The sequence below is a fragment of the Halioglobus sp. D3-4 genome (genome assembly GCF_055809315.1).
The window spans coordinates 4,429,476-4,447,551 of sequence record NZ_CM147907.1 but is presented as its reverse complement, the minus strand read 5'-3'; the positions used below and the strand labels follow the sequence as shown (position 1 = coordinate 4,447,551).

At 55.4% G+C, this 18,076-nt stretch carries 18 protein-coding genes; 6 read left to right on the top strand and 12 right to left on the bottom strand.

Features of this window, described 5'->3' with window-relative positions; translation table 11 throughout:
- Positions 1–14: 14 nt before the first annotated feature.
- The gene (locus AC0L6S_RS19645) at positions 15–596 is read left to right on the top strand and encodes a DVUA0089 family protein (protein ID WP_473425815.1); all 582 of its coding nucleotides are present in this window, start codon (positions 15–17) and stop codon (positions 594–596) included.
- A 132-nt stretch (positions 597–728) separates the two neighbouring features.
- Here the strand turns inward: AC0L6S_RS19645 and AC0L6S_RS19640 are convergent, their stop codons facing one another.
- The 3 genes from AC0L6S_RS19640 to AC0L6S_RS19630 are packed head-to-tail and all read right to left on the bottom strand — an operon-like array spanning position 729 to position 3,271.
- A complete protein-coding gene (locus AC0L6S_RS19640) occupies positions 729–1,538 on the bottom strand; it encodes a hypothetical protein (RefSeq protein ID WP_473425814.1) in 810 nt (269 codons plus the stop codon).
- Positions 1,539–1,576: 38 nt separating this feature from the next.
- Positions 1,577–2,374, bottom strand: a complete 798-nt coding sequence (locus AC0L6S_RS19635; RefSeq protein ID WP_473425813.1) for an SDR family oxidoreductase — start codon at positions 2,372–2,374, stop codon at positions 1,577–1,579.
- 27 nt (positions 2,375–2,401) lie between these two features.
- Positions 2,402–3,271 carry an NAD-dependent epimerase/dehydratase family protein gene (locus AC0L6S_RS19630; RefSeq protein WP_473425812.1) on the bottom strand — a complete coding sequence of 290 codons (870 nt, stop codon included), beginning with the start codon at positions 3,269–3,271 and terminating at the stop codon, positions 2,402–2,404.
- A 409-nt stretch (positions 3,272–3,680) separates the two neighbouring features.
- Between AC0L6S_RS19630 and AC0L6S_RS19625 the strand changes: the two genes are divergently transcribed.
- Together AC0L6S_RS19625 and AC0L6S_RS19620 are read left to right on the top strand one after the other, a co-directional pair.
- Entirely contained in the window at positions 3,681–4,301 is a 621-nt protein-coding gene (locus AC0L6S_RS19625; RefSeq protein ID WP_473425811.1) for a PEP-CTERM sorting domain-containing protein, read from the top strand.
- A gap of 229 nt (positions 4,302–4,530) precedes the next feature.
- Positions 4,531–6,054, top strand: coding sequence for a glycosyltransferase family 61 protein (locus AC0L6S_RS19620; protein ID WP_473425810.1), 1,524 nt, complete (start codon positions 4,531–4,533; stop codon positions 6,052–6,054).
- A gap of 29 nt (positions 6,055–6,083) precedes the next feature.
- On the opposite strand, the gene AC0L6S_RS19615 is transcribed toward AC0L6S_RS19620, so the two are convergent.
- The 4 genes from AC0L6S_RS19615 to AC0L6S_RS19600 all read right to left on the bottom strand — a co-directional run bounded on the left by AC0L6S_RS19615 (position 6,084) and on the right by AC0L6S_RS19600 (position 9,383).
- The gene (locus tag AC0L6S_RS19615; RefSeq protein WP_473425809.1) at positions 6,084–6,431 is read right to left on the bottom strand and encodes a hypothetical protein; all 348 of its coding nucleotides are present in this window, start codon (positions 6,429–6,431) and stop codon (positions 6,084–6,086) included.
- Between the two features lie 154 nt (positions 6,432–6,585).
- Complete coding sequence (locus AC0L6S_RS19610) at positions 6,586–7,398, bottom strand: M90 family metallopeptidase (protein ID WP_473425808.1); 813 nt, start codon at positions 7,396–7,398, stop codon at positions 6,586–6,588.
- A gap of 92 nt (positions 7,399–7,490) precedes the next feature.
- Positions 7,491–8,276 (bottom strand): N-acyl homoserine lactonase family protein, encoded by a 786-nt coding sequence (locus AC0L6S_RS19605; RefSeq protein ID WP_473425807.1) that lies wholly within the window; start codon positions 8,274–8,276, stop codon positions 7,491–7,493.
- A gap of 84 nt (positions 8,277–8,360) precedes the next feature.
- Entirely contained in the window at positions 8,361–9,383 is a 1,023-nt protein-coding gene (locus AC0L6S_RS19600; RefSeq protein ID WP_473425806.1) for an alpha/beta fold hydrolase, read from the bottom strand.
- A gap of 102 nt (positions 9,384–9,485) precedes the next feature.
- Here AC0L6S_RS19600 and glnT point away from each other — a divergent pair, with 102 nt between their 5' ends.
- Positions 9,486–10,838: a type III glutamate--ammonia ligase gene (gene glnT, locus AC0L6S_RS19595; RefSeq protein ID WP_473425805.1), complete on the top strand. Its 1,353-nt coding sequence runs from the start codon at positions 9,486–9,488 to the stop codon at positions 10,836–10,838.
- 348 nt (positions 10,839–11,186) lie between these two features.
- Positions 11,187–11,798: a TetR family transcriptional regulator gene (locus AC0L6S_RS19590; protein WP_473425804.1), complete on the top strand. Its 612-nt coding sequence runs from the start codon at positions 11,187–11,189 to the stop codon at positions 11,796–11,798.
- On the opposite strand, the gene AC0L6S_RS19585 is transcribed toward AC0L6S_RS19590, so the two are convergent.
- Genes AC0L6S_RS19585 through AC0L6S_RS19565 form a run of 5 tightly spaced genes read right to left on the bottom strand, consistent with a single transcriptional unit; the run spans position 11,781 to position 16,392 of the window.
- Entirely contained in the window at positions 11,781–12,575 is a 795-nt protein-coding gene (locus tag AC0L6S_RS19585; protein ID WP_473425803.1) for an ABC transporter ATP-binding protein, read from the bottom strand. The genes AC0L6S_RS19590 and AC0L6S_RS19585 overlap by 18 nt on opposite strands.
- Positions 12,572–13,597, bottom strand: a complete 1,026-nt coding sequence (locus AC0L6S_RS19580; protein WP_473425802.1) for an ABC transporter substrate-binding protein — start codon at positions 13,595–13,597, stop codon at positions 12,572–12,574. The genes AC0L6S_RS19585 and AC0L6S_RS19580 overlap by 4 nt, the downstream gene beginning before the upstream one ends.
- A gap of 28 nt (positions 13,598–13,625) precedes the next feature.
- Complete coding sequence (locus tag AC0L6S_RS19575; protein WP_473425801.1) at positions 13,626–14,486, bottom strand: ABC transporter permease; 861 nt, start codon at positions 14,484–14,486, stop codon at positions 13,626–13,628.
- A 27-nt stretch (positions 14,487–14,513) separates the two neighbouring features.
- Positions 14,514–15,527, bottom strand: a complete 1,014-nt coding sequence (locus AC0L6S_RS19570) for a fatty acid desaturase (protein ID WP_473425800.1) — start codon at positions 15,525–15,527, stop codon at positions 14,514–14,516.
- Complete coding sequence (locus AC0L6S_RS19565) at positions 15,520–16,392, bottom strand: sugar phosphate isomerase/epimerase family protein (protein WP_473425799.1); 873 nt, start codon at positions 16,390–16,392, stop codon at positions 15,520–15,522. The genes AC0L6S_RS19570 and AC0L6S_RS19565 overlap by 8 nt, the downstream gene beginning before the upstream one ends.
- A 433-nt stretch (positions 16,393–16,825) precedes the next feature.
- Here AC0L6S_RS19565 and AC0L6S_RS19560 point away from each other — a divergent pair, with 433 nt between their 5' ends.
- Positions 16,826–18,073 (top strand): efflux RND transporter periplasmic adaptor subunit, encoded by a 1,248-nt coding sequence (locus AC0L6S_RS19560; RefSeq protein ID WP_473425798.1) that lies wholly within the window; start codon positions 16,826–16,828, stop codon positions 18,071–18,073.
- The last annotated feature ends 3 nt before the right edge of the window (positions 18,074–18,076 follow it).

Below are 18,076 nucleotides of genomic sequence, written 5' to 3'. Positions count from 1 at the left end.
GCAGCGAAAATATAATGCGAGTACTATCACACGTATACCCACTCCTCTCTCCGTATTCCGTCGGCACATGGCTGCTGGCTGCTTGCCTGCTAAGCGGGTGCAGCAGCAACAACGACGACAACTCCAACACGGCCGATAATACACCTTTCACCACTGTGGAAGTGGAAGGCTCCATCAGCTGGCTCAACGATGGTACTCGCGATATAGGTTACACCGTGAATGCGATTCCCTTCACCGTACTGTCCGATTCCACGGTGACGATCGACGTATTGTCGGCAGGTGCCTACACGCCCGCCATGGATGCACAAATTTATCTTGCCGCGGATGACGGCAGTATGGAGAGCCTCGACCTGATCTATACCAACGATGACGGTGAAGCTGGCTCTGACGGCAGCACTCTGGAACTCGATTCATTCTTACGGGTTGACCTTGCCGCCGGTAGCTATGTCGCCTACATCAGTGCCTGCTGCTTCAGTGCCGAGGATGCTCTGAATGGTTATCACCTGGTCGTGGAGGACGAACCGACAGAGGAACTGACACCGGGCGAGATCAATGGCAAGTACCGCGTCACGGTATCGGGCGACGTTGAGCTTTAATCAGTTAAGCAGCACACGCTGCCACAGGGTGTCATTGAGGTAGCGCAGGCTGCTGGTCCCTCGCTCGAACCAGCCGACATTGATGTCCCCTGCGATTAACACTGGTCAAATCAGCGTCTCTGTTAACACGCCCTAGTATTTTTTGGTATCCGTCATTTGCTGCGCACCCATTCGGGTTTGCAGCATCTCTTCGACCTTTTCTGAACCAAACACAGTCTCAGCCAATTTGTTCATCGGGTCGCGCTCGTAACCGAGACGGCGCACGGTGTAGTCATACTCCTGCAGCGCAACACGCTGTTCCTCAGGTACCGGCGTTGCGGCATCGAGCCACCCCACCCAGTGATCCAGCATGGCATACGCATACTTTTCCAGAATGTCGATATTCTCGTCATTCAGTTCTGCCGTCAGGCTCTGCGTGGAAGGGTTCTGCAGGGTACGCATATAAGTGCCATGGCTGACGTTCCACTGAAAATTCGGGTGACCGCGCAGCGCGAGGTACTCATCATTGATCGGCCCGTAGTACCTGTCGAGGTAATCGGTATCGACCATGATGTTACGGCGCGGGGTGAGATCAAAATAGAAGAACAGCGTGGGGATCGTGCCAAACACCATGACCCAGTGGGGGACATCGGTCTCCTGCCCGAGAAATGCCGTAGCGTTCATATCGAGGATGGAGGCTTTGCGATTACCCAACCAGGAGTTTACCAACCAGTCACAACCGGGGCCGGTCCAGGCCTGCATTGACCCTTCAAATTCACCGTTGGGGGAGGTGTAGTATTCCTTGTCGGCGCATGTCGGGTGTAGTTCCATGCCCGGAAACCTGTCGGCAATTCTGTTTTTGACATCGGTGAGAATCCCGTAACAGCGCTCCCAATAGCGGCTGACATCAACGTTGGGGTTCTCCGCCAGGAAGTCGTGAATAGATTTTGTATCTGTGCCCATGCGTTATCTCGCTCAGTAAAAAGTTAGTGTCTTACACGCTACAAACCGTAGCGTTCAAATTTGTCTTCCTGTTTGCCAAAACGGGAAAACATCATGCGCATGCCTATTTTCCCCCCGGTTAACCAGGAAATCTTCGCGCCGGACTTATCCGTCTTGAGAATACCGTCGACGAGAAAAGGGGAGACCGTCTCAACATGGTCGCAGAGTACATTCATCACCTTGCGACTGCTCTGGAAACTCTCCAGGTCAAGCCTGGCTTCGCGGATGACCGCCTCAGTAATTACCATGCCCGGACGGATTTTTCCGATGATAACTCCGGTGCCTTCGAATTCCTTGATCATTGCATCCGTCAGATAATCAAGGCCACGTTTGGTCGTGCCATATATCCCCATGCCGGGAAAATACTGCCCGTCGGAACCACCGCCGAGCATATTGAATATTTTGCCCTGCCCGGCTTTCAGCATGCCTGCGCCCGCAATCTGACAGCCATTGATGGTGCCCAGCACATTGGTCGTCACCATAGCTTCGATATCTTCACGACTGTACTCAATGATGTTGTGCGTGGTGCGTGCCAGGCCGGCATTATTTATCCAGATCTCAACGCTGCCGAAACTGGCCACGGCTTGGTCCCACAGGGCCTGGACCGCAGGTTTGTCTGAAACATCACACGGATAGCCTGTAACGTTGCCCGGGGTATCCCCAATGCGCAGCAGGGCATCGTCAATCGCCTCCCGGGTCCTGCCCGCTATCGCGACGTTGTGGCCGCGGCCGGAAAATTCTTTCGCCAGGCCAAAACCAATACCCTTGGTACTTCCAGTGATAACGATGTTGCTCATTCTATCCCCCGCTGCCCGCGCGTTGATCTATGCCTTGGCCTTCGCGCGCTCCACTACAGCGGCGTTGGGGTCAGCGTGTTGCACCTTATAGCCGGTATCGTAAAATTTCTGCGCAGATATCTTGCGATTGGGCGCCTTGATCTGGTTGATAAAATCCAGCCTTTCCATACCCAACTCATCGCAGATTGCATCGAACACCTCCCTGTTGGTGTAAGGAAGATTATCGTTATCACAGACATTGTACAGGCCGGTGAGCCCCTGCGTCAGGGCATGGTAGATAGACTCCACGACATCCTCAAAATGAATCGCGTACAGCGGCGCATCGGGCCCAAAAATGGTTTTCCCACCAAAGTATTCTCGACTCATTTTTACCCGCTGCGGAAAATCCATGTCACCGGGCGCTCCATACATATCGGGAAAGCGCAGTACGCACCCCCCGCTTCTGGCAATCACTTCCCGCTCAGCCTGCTGGTAATACTTTGAAGAGGGCTCCTCATGATTGGATGTCGGAGTCTCCTCCGTAATGGGCTCGCTGCCTGCTCCACCGTCGCCGTAGGTTGAAAACGACGAACAGAAAATCACCTTGTCGCAGGCACTCGCCGCGCTGTGACAACTTTTAACCAGCACATCATGATAATGAACATGGCGCTCCTCTACCGTGCGCGTATTCTTCACATTAGGTGCTACCGTAACGATGATCGCATCGCAGTCTTTGGCAGCGGCTATAACTTTATCTGTCTCTGACCCCTTTAAAACCGCAACAGCGTCGGCGAGCTCCTCAAGCTGCGTCACCTTGGCAGGTGTTGTAGTGGTGCCCACTACCTGATGCCCCTGACTGCGGAGCCTTTTTGCCAAAGCCTGGCCGACATGGCCCATGCCGAGAATGAGTACTTTCATGGTAACTGCTCCGATAGCGTTCTTTGGGAGGGGCGAAATGACGATCAGTAGATAGCAATTTTAGTTAAATATGATGTCAATTGTCACGGCGATAGTTGACCCAAAATTCACGGTCACGCAATGACCTTCTCAGCGGAAAAATTGCGCCCACAAGCAGGGGGCGCCGTGAACTGGTTCACACTTTCCCCTCGCCAGATAAAGCCCGAGTCATCCCGGCTATGATAGGCAACTCGGCGCTTCCCGCCAGCACCTGTGTAAAGTTTCCGGACACTCATGCGAAGTGCGTCGCAACTTCAAGCTTTGACACAGGGATTTGGCGCCTCGGGTATGGCGGCAGAAAAAAGCTTCACCTATAGTTCTCCCAACGCAACAAGAAACATGATCTGAAAGGTCAAGGGAGCAAGGCAAAATGAACACCAAAATACTAGCGATTACAGCCACGCTGGCTTTAGCAGCACCTATGGGGGCCAATGCAGCACTTGTCGCTTCCTATGGCACGGGCAGCTCTGGATCCGTAACGGGTGGAACCTTAACCGCCAATACCTTATGGGCATATGACACCAACAATGTGTCGTATTATCAGGGCACAACGCCAACGGCCTCCAACTGGATATGGGGCATTGACCCGAACCAGGATGCCACCATCGATTTCACGTTTTCTTTTGATTTAACCGGATATGACGTGAGTACTATCTCGCTTGAAGGTATGTGGGGTGCGGACAACATAGGAAGCGTAGCCCTGAACGGAAATGTGCTCTCCGAGTTGCCGACGGTCATACCCAGTAGTACGAACTTCAAAACGCTGACATCGTATAGCACGAGCGAGTCTAGCTACTTCAATCAAGGCGTTAACAATCTTGTCTATTCCGTAACCAATGTCGGGGGACCTGGTGGCTTTCGGGCCGCCGGTGAGATTTTTGCGGATCTTGGGCCAAGCCCGGCACCGGCCTCTGTACCAGCACCGGCTTCACTGATGCTTGTCCTGCTCGGCCTGGCGGGGTTCCGGGCGAGAAAACGCCAGAGCACCTGATATAGCAATACACATGATGGAAGTACTCCCTTATAAGCCCCGCAAGTCGGGGCTTTTTTTATCCCTATGAACTGGATGACCGGCACAGAATCCGGTTCAACCGCTGGCGCAATTACCCTATACTTCGCACTACACAGCGCCGGCATGCCCGTCGGCGCAAGCAAGCAAACTCAGGTTGAGTTTATTCTGGCATCATGCCAGCTAATCGCAGGGTGGTGTCTACTTCAATATGCCGGAAGGTCAATCGCAATTCGCCAGCCCGCAGAGCGAACCGGCAGAACAGCAGCGTGTTTTCTCCGACGACGCCTGGCGCCGCATCGAGCTGCGTGCGGTCGATGCCCGCGAAGGCGCCAGACCCGGCCGGACCACTTTCAAAATTAGCCTGCGCAACTTGTCACAGGAGATTCTCGACCCTGAACAGGATCAGCATGTCGCGATTAGCTATAAGTTGGTGGACGAACAAGGAGAGATAATTGAGCGCGCCACCCCACGATCGCCACTGACATCAGCGGTACTCCCTGGGCAAGCCGTTGATGTCGCGGTCAAGCTTGTAATACCACAGGATCTGCCGCGCCCAGCGACGACAGTCCGCTTCAGTGTGATGGTAGAGAGACGCTTCTGGCTTTTCCGCCTGAAACCCGGTCACGCGCTGGATGTACCGATAGTAGCGGACTCTTGCAACAGCTCACCCTACCGCAGCCGTGAGGCTTCAACCGTTGATCCGGATGCGCCAATACCCTCGGTAGCGGATATTGCGCAATACCACGAAGTGACTGCCGAACCACCCAGAGTCCCCAGGCCTTTGGCCTTTGCCTGTGGCGCCTATTCAGCACAGATCGCGGAACAGTTCACCGTCAGGGGCAGAGCGCTATCGCTGGGCGTCTACACCGCAAAGAACTTAATGGTCGTGGACTCATGCGGCATCCAGAAAGATGGGCAGCGACTGGCCTGTGCACCAGCCGGTATTTTTGCATCTGTTCTGCCGGCTTACCGTACTCCCGATCATGTAATCCACGTGGCCGGTCCCAGTGTTCTCTTCGGGCCCGGCTACTGGAATTGGGGACACTGGTTGATCGATCATCTGCCGAAGTTGTATCTGCTGCAGCGTGCCGGCTGGAACCTGTCGCGACTGAGCTACCTCCTGCCTATGGACACACCTGTCTGGGCCGATCAGCTGCTTATAAAAATAGGCATCCGCGCAGATCAGCTTGTGCGCTATACAGACTCGGTCAGTGCAGAAGAACTGCTCATTCCGACAAAAATCCGGCACCTACATGTATTCTCTCCACTGCTGGCCGATGTCCAGCAATTTTTGCTCACCCAGTTGACGCCGTCACTCGACAGGAGCCTGCACTACGACCGCATATACCTCTCCCGCCGACTGGGAAAAATCAACAGAGAGATGCGGCGGGAGTCAGAAATAGAGGCACTGGCCAGAAAGGCGGGCTTTCGTGTGCTGCAACCGGAGAAGTTACCGCTGGAGCATCAACTGGCGATGTTCCGCCATGCCAAGGTAATCGGTGGAGAGTACGGTTCGGCGCTCCATGGCAGCTTGTTTTCCGAAACGAAACCCCTGGTATTCGGTTTAAAAGGGACGTGGCCGCAACCGGGGTTTGTCCAGTCGGGCATCGGCGATGTGCTGGATCAGCCAACGGGCTATATCTTTGGAGAATCGACAAACAGACGCGTGTTTACGGTAAAACCCGCCGACTTCCAGGAAGCGCTGGACATTATCGCCTCGCGTACGCCCTGATGACAGGCAGCGTTATTGCAGCCGATCGGCTACCCGGTGCGCAGCCGCGACCACAGCCTACCGAACACTTGAAAAATCAATACCGGCCCAAAGAAACAGACTAGAAATAACGGGCCATTAAAGTCTATTTGCACATTAGTCTGCAGGATGCGTTGTGCGCCCTCTCCGGAAGAGTTTTCAGGCGTGCCACCTGACGGCGGTTCTGTGTCGGCCACCCTCGTCGACACGGTGATGGTGCGCTCGATGAAGGGGAGAAATATCTGCTCCGCCATTGGCTCGCGGTCGAGACTGTTCCACTCCACCAGAGTGAGAACGGCAAGTACCACAGCCCATACGATACTTAAATGCGTGGCACGATTTAATGCAGGTTCGTTCATGAGTAGTCTGTGGCTGATTCGCCGATTGCAAATATACCAGAAGTATCACGCGAGAGGGGCGCGAATGCCAGATGCAACCGTAAAACACCTGTTATTGACAGAGTCACTGAGATTCAACAGGTAGGCAATCTGCGGCCACTTTATCGCGACCACTTCATAGCGACCACTTCCTCGGATCCATTTGATAATAGCGGCTCAGCTCCTCATACAGTTCGGGGCGCACCTGATATAACTGGTGCGGCTTTTCGAGAAAGGTTTCTGTCGCCACGGCAAAAAACTCAGCCGGATTTGTCGTGCCGTACTCATCCATGACGGTACTTTGCCCGTGCAGACTCCTCAATCTCAGGCTCTCGAAATTTTCATTGAACACCCTCGCCCACGATTTATAACTATTGTTGCGCAGCGCAGGCGCGCCATTGGTAGACCCGGATTCGGCATCCAGCTGGTGAGCGAATTCGTGCAGCACGACATTGTGCCCATCGGTAAAATCGGTAACGCCTTTCTCGACATCGTCCCATGAAAGGATAATCCTGCCATTATCCCAGGATTCGCCCAGCAGATGGTGGTCACCAGACGCCACAGTACCATCGGCTTGATGCTGCTCTCTTGCAACCCGAAACGCCGAGGGGTAGACCAGTATCGAGGTAAGCCTGGGATACACGTGTCCGCCCCTGTTTATCAGCAACAGACATGCCTGAGCGGCGATAATCACGCGCATTTCATCCGTGATCGCCAGACCGTTACAACCATAAAACGCCTTATCGGCGATGAAGCGCTTTATCAGCTGACAAAGCCTGTCCTGCTCATCGGCTTGCAGCGCCCCGTACACCGGCATGCGCGACTCAAGTATCGCGCGCCAGGCGTCCGGAAAGGGTTTGCTGCGCAGCCTTCGATCGCGCCAACGCGTATATAAGACGTAGGCCGCAAAGACAACAAGAACAATAGCAATAGGCAGTAGTGCAATCATTGCGCAAGCTTACACCAGAAATCTGTCTGTGGGTGCGAACCCGGCAATGCCGGTATAGATGCCCACTCAACAATGCCGCCCGTAAGTCACAGCTATTCGTAGTGCATGGGGAAAGGGTGACACTGTCGGTAGAACGCAAAGTCATGATTGGGCCACAACTGCCCGCCAGTGCTGGCGGCGATCCCCTTCAGTTTACAGATGCTGGCGATTGCCAGATCCTCCCTGTCGCGCCAAAGGAGACCGGGCGCAATTTCTTCATCGATATTCTCCTGCAGGTCGGCGGCGTCACCAGCGAGCACTATTGGCGGGCCTTTCGGCAGCTCTATCAGAAGTGACATATGGCCGGCAGTGTGTCCCGGTGACTCGATAGCGGAAACGCCGGCAACAAGGTCATACTCCCCGTCTTTAATAGACCAGTTATACGCGCCATCGAAGTCGTCCTGAAAATAGGCGTCGTCGGCTGGCTCTCTCGCAGCAGCCAGCTCCTGCTCATGCACATGTATCTCGGCGTGGCGCATATTGCAAAGACCGCCACCGTGATCAAAATGCAGGTGCCCTATGAATACCACGTCGACGTCTTCCGACCGCAGACCCAGACGCGCGAGCCGGTTGGGCAATCGCTGCTCCTCGCTCATTTCAGGCGGGCCGAAAGGGAAGGAGGCGTTGTTCTCATAGTATTTCTGCTTCAACGCCGGCTCACTGATCTTGCTGTAATCACAGCCCACGTCGTAGAGGATGCGACCGTTGGCCGTCTCTATCAGGTAGGCGAGTATCGGTGCGTGGACAATTATGCCGTGCCCCCTGCCACGCGTGGACAGCGTTTTTTCATAGCGATGTGTCCCGGTGAGGATCGGCCAGAAACGTCGAACCTGAGTCATACTATCTCTCCCTTGCCTTGTAACATGCCGTCACCGGTCAGGCGCTTCGATGCGGTGGTGCGCCTTAACCACAACAGGCACATGTCACTGCGCTGTTCGGCGCAACAGACTTTGCGCAGCCCGATAGATCATCCCGGTCTCTGTAGGCAAACGTCCCGGCCCACCAGCAATATGGCCGAAATCAGACTCAAGCACCTGGCAGTCGATACCGAGATCGCCGGCATCGCGGCAGGCATCGCTCGCTGTGAAGTATAGATCACTGCTGCACGGCATAAGAATCCCCGGGCAAGATAACGGCTGGACGGTTGCTCGCCCGGGGGCGCCAGTCACATCGCCGCTTTGCCAGGTGCGTAACTGGAGGAGCAGGTTATTGGCATCCTGCTGCAGGTGATCCTGCACCCAGAAGTCCAGCAACTGCTCAACCGACTCAAACCCCAACGCCCGATACAACTCGTTACGGAAAAATGCCTGACTGTACGCCCAGCCCGCATAGACGGTAGCAAACGCGGTTAAACCGCGCGTCGGTGGTTGCTGATAGTGACCACCGTTGAAATCCGCATCCGCACTCAGGGTACTCGCCACGCCCTCTAAAAAGACGCGGTTATGCGGGTAGCATTTTGCCGTCGCACAGACGGCCAGCACACTGCCTACGTGCTCGGGGTAGAGTCGCGCCCACTGCAGAGCCTGCATTCCGCCCATCGACCAGCCCATCACCAGACGGGGCCCGGCGTCCTGAAACTGCGCCTGCAACAGTGCGCGCTGCGCCCGCACATTGTCCGCAAGACTCATTGCGGGAAAATGCGGTCCGGCCTGTGCGCCGACGGTATTGCTCGGTGAACTCGACTCCCCTGCGCCAAACAGGCAGGGAATCACCACACAGTAGCCCTGCGCATGAAAAGGGCTGGCAGTATCGTCTACCCAGGCGCGATTGCTGATACCCATGCCGCCGTAATAGGTGGGCATCAGTATCAGGTTATCTTTTGGTGCGTTCAGTGCACCGAGTTGGTGATAGTGGAGTTTCCCACGCGACAGCAACTCGCCACTGCCGAGCTGAAACTCTCCGAGATCAAACTCGTGCTCCTGCCATTTATCGTTACTTTTCAACACTTTAACCTCAGCCGATTTCAGATATAAATTAAACATGCATCTTGGCATGTTTCTTGGATAGTCACTGATGAGCAAGAACCATTCCCACACAAAGGTAACGACATGGAAATTGATAAGCTACAGCAACAGTGTCTGGAACAGGGCATCAAATACGGTATCGCCAGTTACGTCGATGTTCACGGCGCCAGCAAAGGCAAGTTTGTACCGGTCAAACACTTCAAGCAGATGTTCGGCGGCTCTGAGCTGTTCACCGGCGCAGCGCTTGATGGCGTCCCGCAGGATATCGCCGACAATGAGGTCGCCGCGATGCCAGACATGGCGTCGATGCAGCAGTGCCAGTGGAACCCGGAACTGGCGTGGTTCGCCAGCGACCTGTATCTCGACGGACAACCCTTTGAAGCCTGCTCACGCAATATTCTGAAGCGACAACTGGAAAAAGCCGCCTCGATGGGGTTCACAATGAACCTCGGTATCGAGACCGAATTTTTTGTACTGCGAAAAAATGCCGAGGGCAGCATCGTACCGGTCAGCGACCGGGACACACTGGGCAAGCCCTGCTACGACGTGCCGAGCATGATGGACAATATCGCCATCATCGATGAGCTGGTGCAGGCCCTGACAGACATGGGCTGGGGCGTTTACTCTTTCGACCACGAGGACGCCAACGGCCAGTTTGAGATCGACTTCAATTTCAGCGACGCGCTCACCATGGCCGATCGCCTGATCTACTTCCGCCTGCTGGCCAACGAAATTGCGCGCAAACACGGTGCATTCGCAAGCTTCATGCCCAAACCTTTCGCCGACCGTACCGGCAGCGGAGCGCATTACAATATGTCGCTTGCCAGCAAGGAAACCGGTGAAAATCTTTTTGCAGCGAAGCCCGACAACGACCGCTACGACTGCGGCGTCTCGGAGCTGGCCTACCAGTTTATCGGTGGCGTACTGCGCCACGCCAAAGCCATCAGCGCTGTCGTGGCACCCACCGTTAACAGCTATAAGCGTCTGGTTCGCCAGGGCAGTATGTCCGGCTCAACCTGGGCGCCAGTGTTTTGCTGTTACGGCAACAACAACAGAACCAATATGTTGCGCATACCCAGCGCGGGTGCGCGCGTTGAATGCCGTGCGCCCGATATCGCCTGCAACCCCTACCTTGGCACGGCCCTCATGCTCGCCGCCGGACTCGAGGGTATCGAGCAGGGAATCGACCCCGGCCTGCCGCACCGTGAGAATATGTACCACTACAGCGACAAGGAGATAGCGGACGCCGGTATCGAATGCCTGCCGAAGAACCTGTCCGAGGCCACTGATGCAATCGCAGAGGATACCTTGGCACAAAAGGTGTTAGGCACCGAGATGCACAAGGCCTTCGTCGATTTCAAACGCGCCGAGTGGGACAGCTACCACAACACAGTGTCCGACTGGGAAATGCAACGTTACCTGCGGTTGTTTGGCTGAACCGCAATCACAGATAGTGCCCGGTTCAGGGTTCTTAGCACTGTCCAGTCAGTTTCGGGGCAGAGCTATTAGTATTGAGCATGAATGATCTAACCATTTCTGAATCTGGGCGACTAGCGAGCAGTGTGAGTGAATGGCCACCGACCAGGCGTCTGGCGACTGCAGGGTAGGATCTGCCCCTGTCTATAGGTGTAAACGCTGTTTGGCGTCACCGGCAACGCCCACTCACTCGCGCTCCGTGAAAGCGGTAGGATCTGAAATGCGCACCACCAAACTACATGCGACGTTTACCTTTAACAGCCGCATCATTAAACTTAACGTTCTCGCCTTACTGAACAGCAACGATACATGAGACGAACCAAAGAGGACGCCGCCAAAACGCGGCAGAGCCTGATCGATGCCGCACTGAAACTGTTTGGCCAACGCGGCTATAGCGGTACTACCCTGCGCCTTATCGCGGAGGAAGCCGGCTGCTCTCGCGGACCTATCTACTGGCACTTTGCCAACAAGGAAGAACTGTTTGAAGAGATTCTGGCCTATTCCCAGGCACCGCTGGAGCAACTGGTGGCGATGCACCACGACAGCACCGATCCAGAAAAAGCAGCGGATGCATTCTCTCGGCAGTGGTTGCGCCTGCTGCTGGATGACAGCTACTACCGACAGTCGTTTGAAATATTCCTGAATAAAACCGAATTCACCGAGGCTGTATCACAGTCCCTGGAGCGCGAGCGAGCGTTGACAGCGTCCCTGATATCGACGTTTGCATCGTGGGTGAGCCGGTATCGCAAGCGCGAGAACGTGCAGGCAGCCAGCGCCATCGATACCGTGGCACTGTCGATGTATGGTTATCTGATGGGTATTACCCAGAGCTGGTTGTTCGATTCCGGCATCACCGACCTCGATAACAACCTGGAATTTTTTGTCGGCGAGTTTCTGCGGCTGCTACGCACTGACCAGTGATTGTGAGCGCATCATCTGCCGTATCTCGCGTTCGAGCTGGCGGTACTCACTGACATCCAGAATCGCATCCCGGTCAGTGGCGCTTCTTTCGAGGCCCGGCCGAATGGTTTCCAGAATACGTCCGGGGCGTGTGCCCATAAAGAACACCACGTCGCCCAGATAGAGTGCCTCCTCAATATCGTGTGACACCATCAACACGGTGGTACGCTCTTTTTTGACGATTTCCAGCAGCAGGCTTTGCATCTGCCAGCGCGTTTCCGGGTCCAGTGCGCCGAAAGGTTCATCCATCAACAGTATCGACGGACTGCTCACCAGACTCCGCGCAATCGCCACGCGCTGTTGCATACCGCCGGACAACTGGTGCGGATAGGCTTTTTCAAAACCGTCCAGCTTCACGGCGCGGATAAAGTGATCGACCACGCCCTCGCGCAGGGTGAGCGACTCGTGGCGAGCCTTCAGGCCAAACGCCACGTTCTCCTCCACCGTCAGCCATGGAAAGGAGCTGTAGTTCTGGAAAACCATGCCACGGTCCACACCGGGACCGTGAATAGAGGTACCTGCCACAGAGATATCGCCCTCCTCCTGGGATTCGAGGCCGGCGATGATCCGCAGCAGCGTAGACTTTCCGCAGCCGGAAGGACCCAGCAGTACACCCACTGAGTTCTTTTCCAGCTCGAAATCGATATTGTCCAGTGCCTTGAGGATCTGGCCCGAGCGCAGCGTAAACGTCTTGCTAACGCCCGAAACCGTTAATCCATTGTCTCTGGATTCCCTCATTTGTTCAGCGCCGCCGCCAGCGGTGCAGTATCGACGCCAGCTGACATCGGCATCTCCTTGTCGATGAAACCGAATTGCAACCACCAGTCGGTAGTGACATCCCAGTGCGCTTTCATGCCGTCGGCTGCAATATTCAGCGGCAGTTCACCCGGAATCAGCCCCATGAAAATCGCTGCCTGTTCGCGATCAAAGATAAAGATACCACCCTTGTGAATTTCACCGGTACTGCCCAGCACCTGTTCCACATCGGCCACAGAAAACTTCAGGCCATCGGCAATAATCTGGTTGGCTTCAGCGGTATTGGCCTTCCAGAAGTCCACTGCGTTGAAATAGGCGCGTGCCAGTTTCGCAGCATCTTCCGGTCGCTCCTCCAGAAACGCGGTGCTCATATACATCGCATCACCCAGCATCGCGGTGGTAATGTATTTTTCCTCGGTAGAATCGGCGGCAACTGTTGCACCGGGCATGGCTTCCAGTACCTGAGAGCCAAACGGTTCCCAGAATTCTGCCGCTGCCGCGGTACCGCCGACCATGGCACCAACAGCGTCGTCCATAATCAGGTTAGTAAACGTAACCTCGTCGATGCCGACACCGTTGTCAGTCAACCACTCCGCCATAAAAATCTGCGTCAAGCCACCCTCAAGCACAGCGACGGTTTCACCTTTAAGCTGTTCTGCACTGGTGATACCGGGTGCGAGAATAATTTTGTCAGTGCCGTAGGACGGGTTGGTATACGTCACCAGCTTAATGCCCACATCCTTGTCGGCGGCGATAGGTCCGTATTCTGCCGTGCTCGATGTCGCTTCAAGCTCTCCGGCTGTCATCAGTCCAAAGCTCTGGTAGGGATCCTCGATGATACTGATCTCCAGATCCAGCCCTTCGGTGAGACCTTTTTCCTTGGCGATAAACCAGAAGCCATAGCCGGGCCATGAAAACAATGACACTCTGACCGGGTCCGAACTGTGTGCCGTAGAGCACAGGGTGAGCGCCAAAATGGCGATGCCTAATCTAACGTAATGCATAGTGTTTCTCCTCGGTTGATGGGTCTTGCTACTTCGGTTGAAGGTATCGGAACGCGCTGCGATGCAGCGCTTTAAACAGCGCATCGAACAACAGGCCGAGCAGGCCGATCACCAGAATGCCCGCCATAATGTCGTCGACGTGAACAAAGCGTTTGGCGCGCATCATCATCGCGCCTATGCCGTCGGTAGCCGCCACAATCTCGGCGATCACCAGGTAAGTCCAACTGACGGCCAACAACTGTCGGAATACATCGACATAGCCAGCCAGACTGGCTCGAAAAATCACCGAGCCAAGTATTTGTATCGGGCGCAGCCCCAGTGTCCGGGCAGTCTCTATATAGACCCTGGGTACCTGGCGGGTCACATCTGCAATCATGATGATAAGAAAAAACACGACGCCGATAATCAGCAGTGCGATCTTCTGCGCCTCACCAGTACCCAGCCACATCAAAAGCAGCGGAATAAAGGCCGGTGCTGGCAGATAGCGGAATGCCCCCGCCAGTGGCGCCAGCAGTCGATCCACCGGGCGGTACGCGCCTATCAACAGGCCAAAGGGCAGGGCCAGTAGTACAGCGATCGAAAAGCTCGTCAGAATACGTTTGACGCTCGCCCAGATATCAGCGGCAAAATCTTTCTCGGCCAGCAATTCGTACAGGCTGACAAACACCTTGTCGGGGCCGGGAAACAGGCGCTCCGGTGCCAGGTCGGCATTCGCAGCAAACCACCAACCGCCGACAAACAGCGTCCAGCCAAGACAACCCAGAAATATCCGGGAACCCAGCAACGCTTTCAGCGACATATTGGATACGGGCGCAGCACTGCTGGGCTCCGCTTTAACAGCCTCGGCTTTAGCGGGTGCAGCACTTTCGGTTAATACGGAATGAGACATTGTGGTAGAGGAATCCATGGCTGACAGTTAAAACGCGGTGAGAAAGCTGAGCGCATCGGCACCGACGGCCCGCCCCTCGGAGAGCGACGCCTTCACCTCATCATCGCCATAGTCCTCAGCGTAGATCCTCGCCACGCGGTGTTTATGAAACGATCGCGCCTGCTCGACAAAGCCCAGCACCTGGGGTTCAACCTGCGGATACATCTGCGCGTGCAGCTCCGGCAAGCGGTACCAACCCAGCGTGGGCTTTTCGTGGTGCGCATTGTGGTAGCAGAAATTCAGCGCGAGCAGGTTCAGCTTTGGAAAGCGGGACGACAACAGATTGGTGTAGGTATTGCGTTGCTCATACTCTGCATCACCGCGGTGAGGCGGCTCTACACCTTTCTCATCAAGATTGAACACCACCTCATAGTTGTGTTGGTAGCAGTCCATGAAACGCAGTGCGGTGAACAACAACAACTGCGCAAGCATATACAGGAAAAACGCCGTCGGGCTGAGCACAAACACCAACGCCAACAGACTGCCGCGCACGAGCAGCACCTTCAGCACTCTGGCGCGCTGCTCACGCTTGGACTCGATACACCACGGCGCCAGCACCAGCATGGTATGCATCAGGATTTCGACCGCCGGTATGTAGGCCCATTCGGCAGCTTTAACTAAAGTTTCAAGCGCCGGATGGCGTTTCAGAAAGCTGCGGTAGTCCCACACCACCGGGTCATAGTTGTCGACATGGTGGCGCATGTGTTTGTAGCGAATATCCTCATACCGCCCATAGCAGCTGCCCGCTATCCAGTTCAGAATCTCGCCCAGCTGCGCATTGCGTTGCGAGGATAGAAATACCCCGTTGTGGCCGCAGTCGTGGAGCAGGTAGGAGGCGATAAACATGCCGTGCGCCAACAGGATTACCCCGAAAGTATTAATCACCGCTCCGTCCTGAAAAATCGCTATCCAGCCACCGATATAGGCGACGGCGATATACAAGAGTACGGCGGCGGTGTAGCCCGCGCCTGCGGGGTCTCGAAGTCCGAGTGATTTAAGCACGCTGCGCCTCCCGTTCTGTGGTCTCCTGTGACCATTGTTCAAAGTGATGTTGTTCAGTGAGTCCAATCCAGGCATTGATATCCCAGAGATCTGCGATGGGCGCATCGGTAAACGGCAGGTGGTGCAGGTAACCATCGGGGCCGAATTCCGGCGTCATGGTTGTCTGCTGATAACCACGCGCCATCTGCGCAGCCCAGATCACCTCCCAACAGCGCTGGTGGCTGGCAAGTGCCTCCGCGTATTCCGGCGCAGCCGGGTGCGGCACTTGCGGGCCCTGGTCGTATCCGACCCGGCTGTGCACGTGGTGCGCGTGCTGCGCCGCGACTTCAATGGCGTCCCACTCACTGTCCATCAGTCGCTCGCACACCACTACCCAGTGACTGAAATCGCAGGTGATTTTGATGTCGGGTATTTGTTCGAGAACCTCAACGGTATTCCAGGGACAGTAAAAGGAGCGACCGCGGTGGGTCTCGAATGAACAGATCACACCGTGCTTGTCTGCGATGTCCATCGCCGCCTTGAAAAACTCAACACTTTTGGCAACAGGCCAGGCATCACAGCCCCCCATCACATTTGCGAAACGGGGTTTCAGCGACTTACCGAGGACCAGTTGCGCCTCGAGATCTTCAAGGTGCTCACTGACAGTGGCGCGCCGTCTGGGCACATAGGAACCCGCCGTGCAGATTTCCTGAACCCAGTCGAGGCCGTGATCGCGCAATACCTGACCCAGCACCTGCACATAAGCCGGATTGTCACTGACAGCCGGAGCCTCCAGCCCGGAAAAATGAGAGGCTTTGGCCAGAACAGCGGCTTCTTCTATTGAGCCGGTATGTCCCCAAAGCGTTTTGAAATTAAGTAATTGCATAATCCTGCCTTAGTTCTGCTGTTGCAGTAGACCATCGCAATTACCATGCCAGAATGTATGTATAATTTTAAATTATTGATTTAATTAAATATTTTTACTTATCGTCGATTTACCGTAGCGCTGAATACCAAGAGCCATGCACCGAAAAATCGCCTGAAAGTGTATTGTTTTGGTGCGAAAGATCGCAGAGGGGGCAGACTTTCATGCCATTGGCGCCATGGCAAATCTGGCTTTCAGGCGACCATTCGGAGGGGAATGCGTGCGAGGAGAACGCCTTTCATACATGCCGGTATTGGGACGCTGCAATCCCGCTTGTGGGACAGGCGTCATCTATCCAGCGCGTCCGATACCCATATTTCTATATAAATCATATAGATAGAACTTGGCACAGGCTTTGCGTTGTCAGCTGTAATCACCCACTTCAGGTACCGGCATGGACAGCCTCCGACCACCAAAAAGCCAGACCAACCGCCGCCTCAGGATCGCCTTGTTGGTTGCAGCACTGTGCGCCGTCGTATGGGCGATCCTCTCCATCGACCTGGCGACGCGTCGCGTCGACGGTGACTCGCTGCGCATCGATACCGTGGCCCGCCAGAACCTTGCCATTGATATCAGCGCGAGTGGGGTACTACTGCCACGCGAGGTCCAGTGGATCGCGGCGCAAGTTGAGGGCAGTGTGCTGACCATTCATCGGCGCGCCGGCGAGGAGGTTGAGAAAGGCGATGTTCTGGTGACCTTCAGCAACCCTGAGCTCGTCAATAACGCTGAAGAGGCGCGGGCGGCGCTGGAGGGTGGCCGGGCCAACCTAGTGTCCTACGAGGTTGACCTTCAGAATCAATTGCTGGATCAGCAATCTGCCACGCTGCGCGCAAAATTCGCGCACGAGAGTGCTCTGCTGAAGTTGGATGCTGAAACCCGGCTCAGGGAAACCTCCAGCATCATTCCCGACATTGACTATCGACGCACGCAACTGGAAGTAGAGCAATTGCGCGCCAGCCACCAGATTGAGCAACAGCGTGCCACGAAACAGGAAACCAATATCCAGACGCAACTCGCCGCGCGCACGGCGCAGGTGGAGCAACTGGCCCGCGCCATGGAGCGGGCGCAGAACAAAGTGGAATCCCTAACGGTACGAGCCGGAATGAAAGGTATGGTACAGCAACTCGACCTGGAAATTGGTCAACGCCTGCTCCCCGGTGCGCAGGTTGCGCGCATTGCCAAACAGGCAGACCTCTACGCAGAACTGAAAGTACTCGCCAGACAGGCCACTCACATAGCGGTGGGGCAGCCGGCAATCATCGATACGCGTAACGGCACGGTGACGGGCCGCGTCAGTCGGGTTGATCCGGCCGTGAACGAGGGCACTGTGGTGGTCGACGTCATATTGATGGATACCCTGCCCCCGGGCACCCGGCCGGAGTTGCAAGTTGAAGGCATCATTACAATTGCCCAATTGAACGATGCCCTGATCGTAGAAAAACCTGCCTATGCCCGTGCCGAAAGCCAGTTGACCGTATACCGCCTACTTCCGGGCCAGGACATTGCGGAACGCGTCGCCGTACAGACCGGGCAGGCCTCGGTCAACAAGATCGAAATCGTCGGCGGGCTGGATAGCGGCGATCGTATCATCCTGTCTGATACCAGCGACTGGCAGGACCATTCACGTATTCACATCGATTGAGGT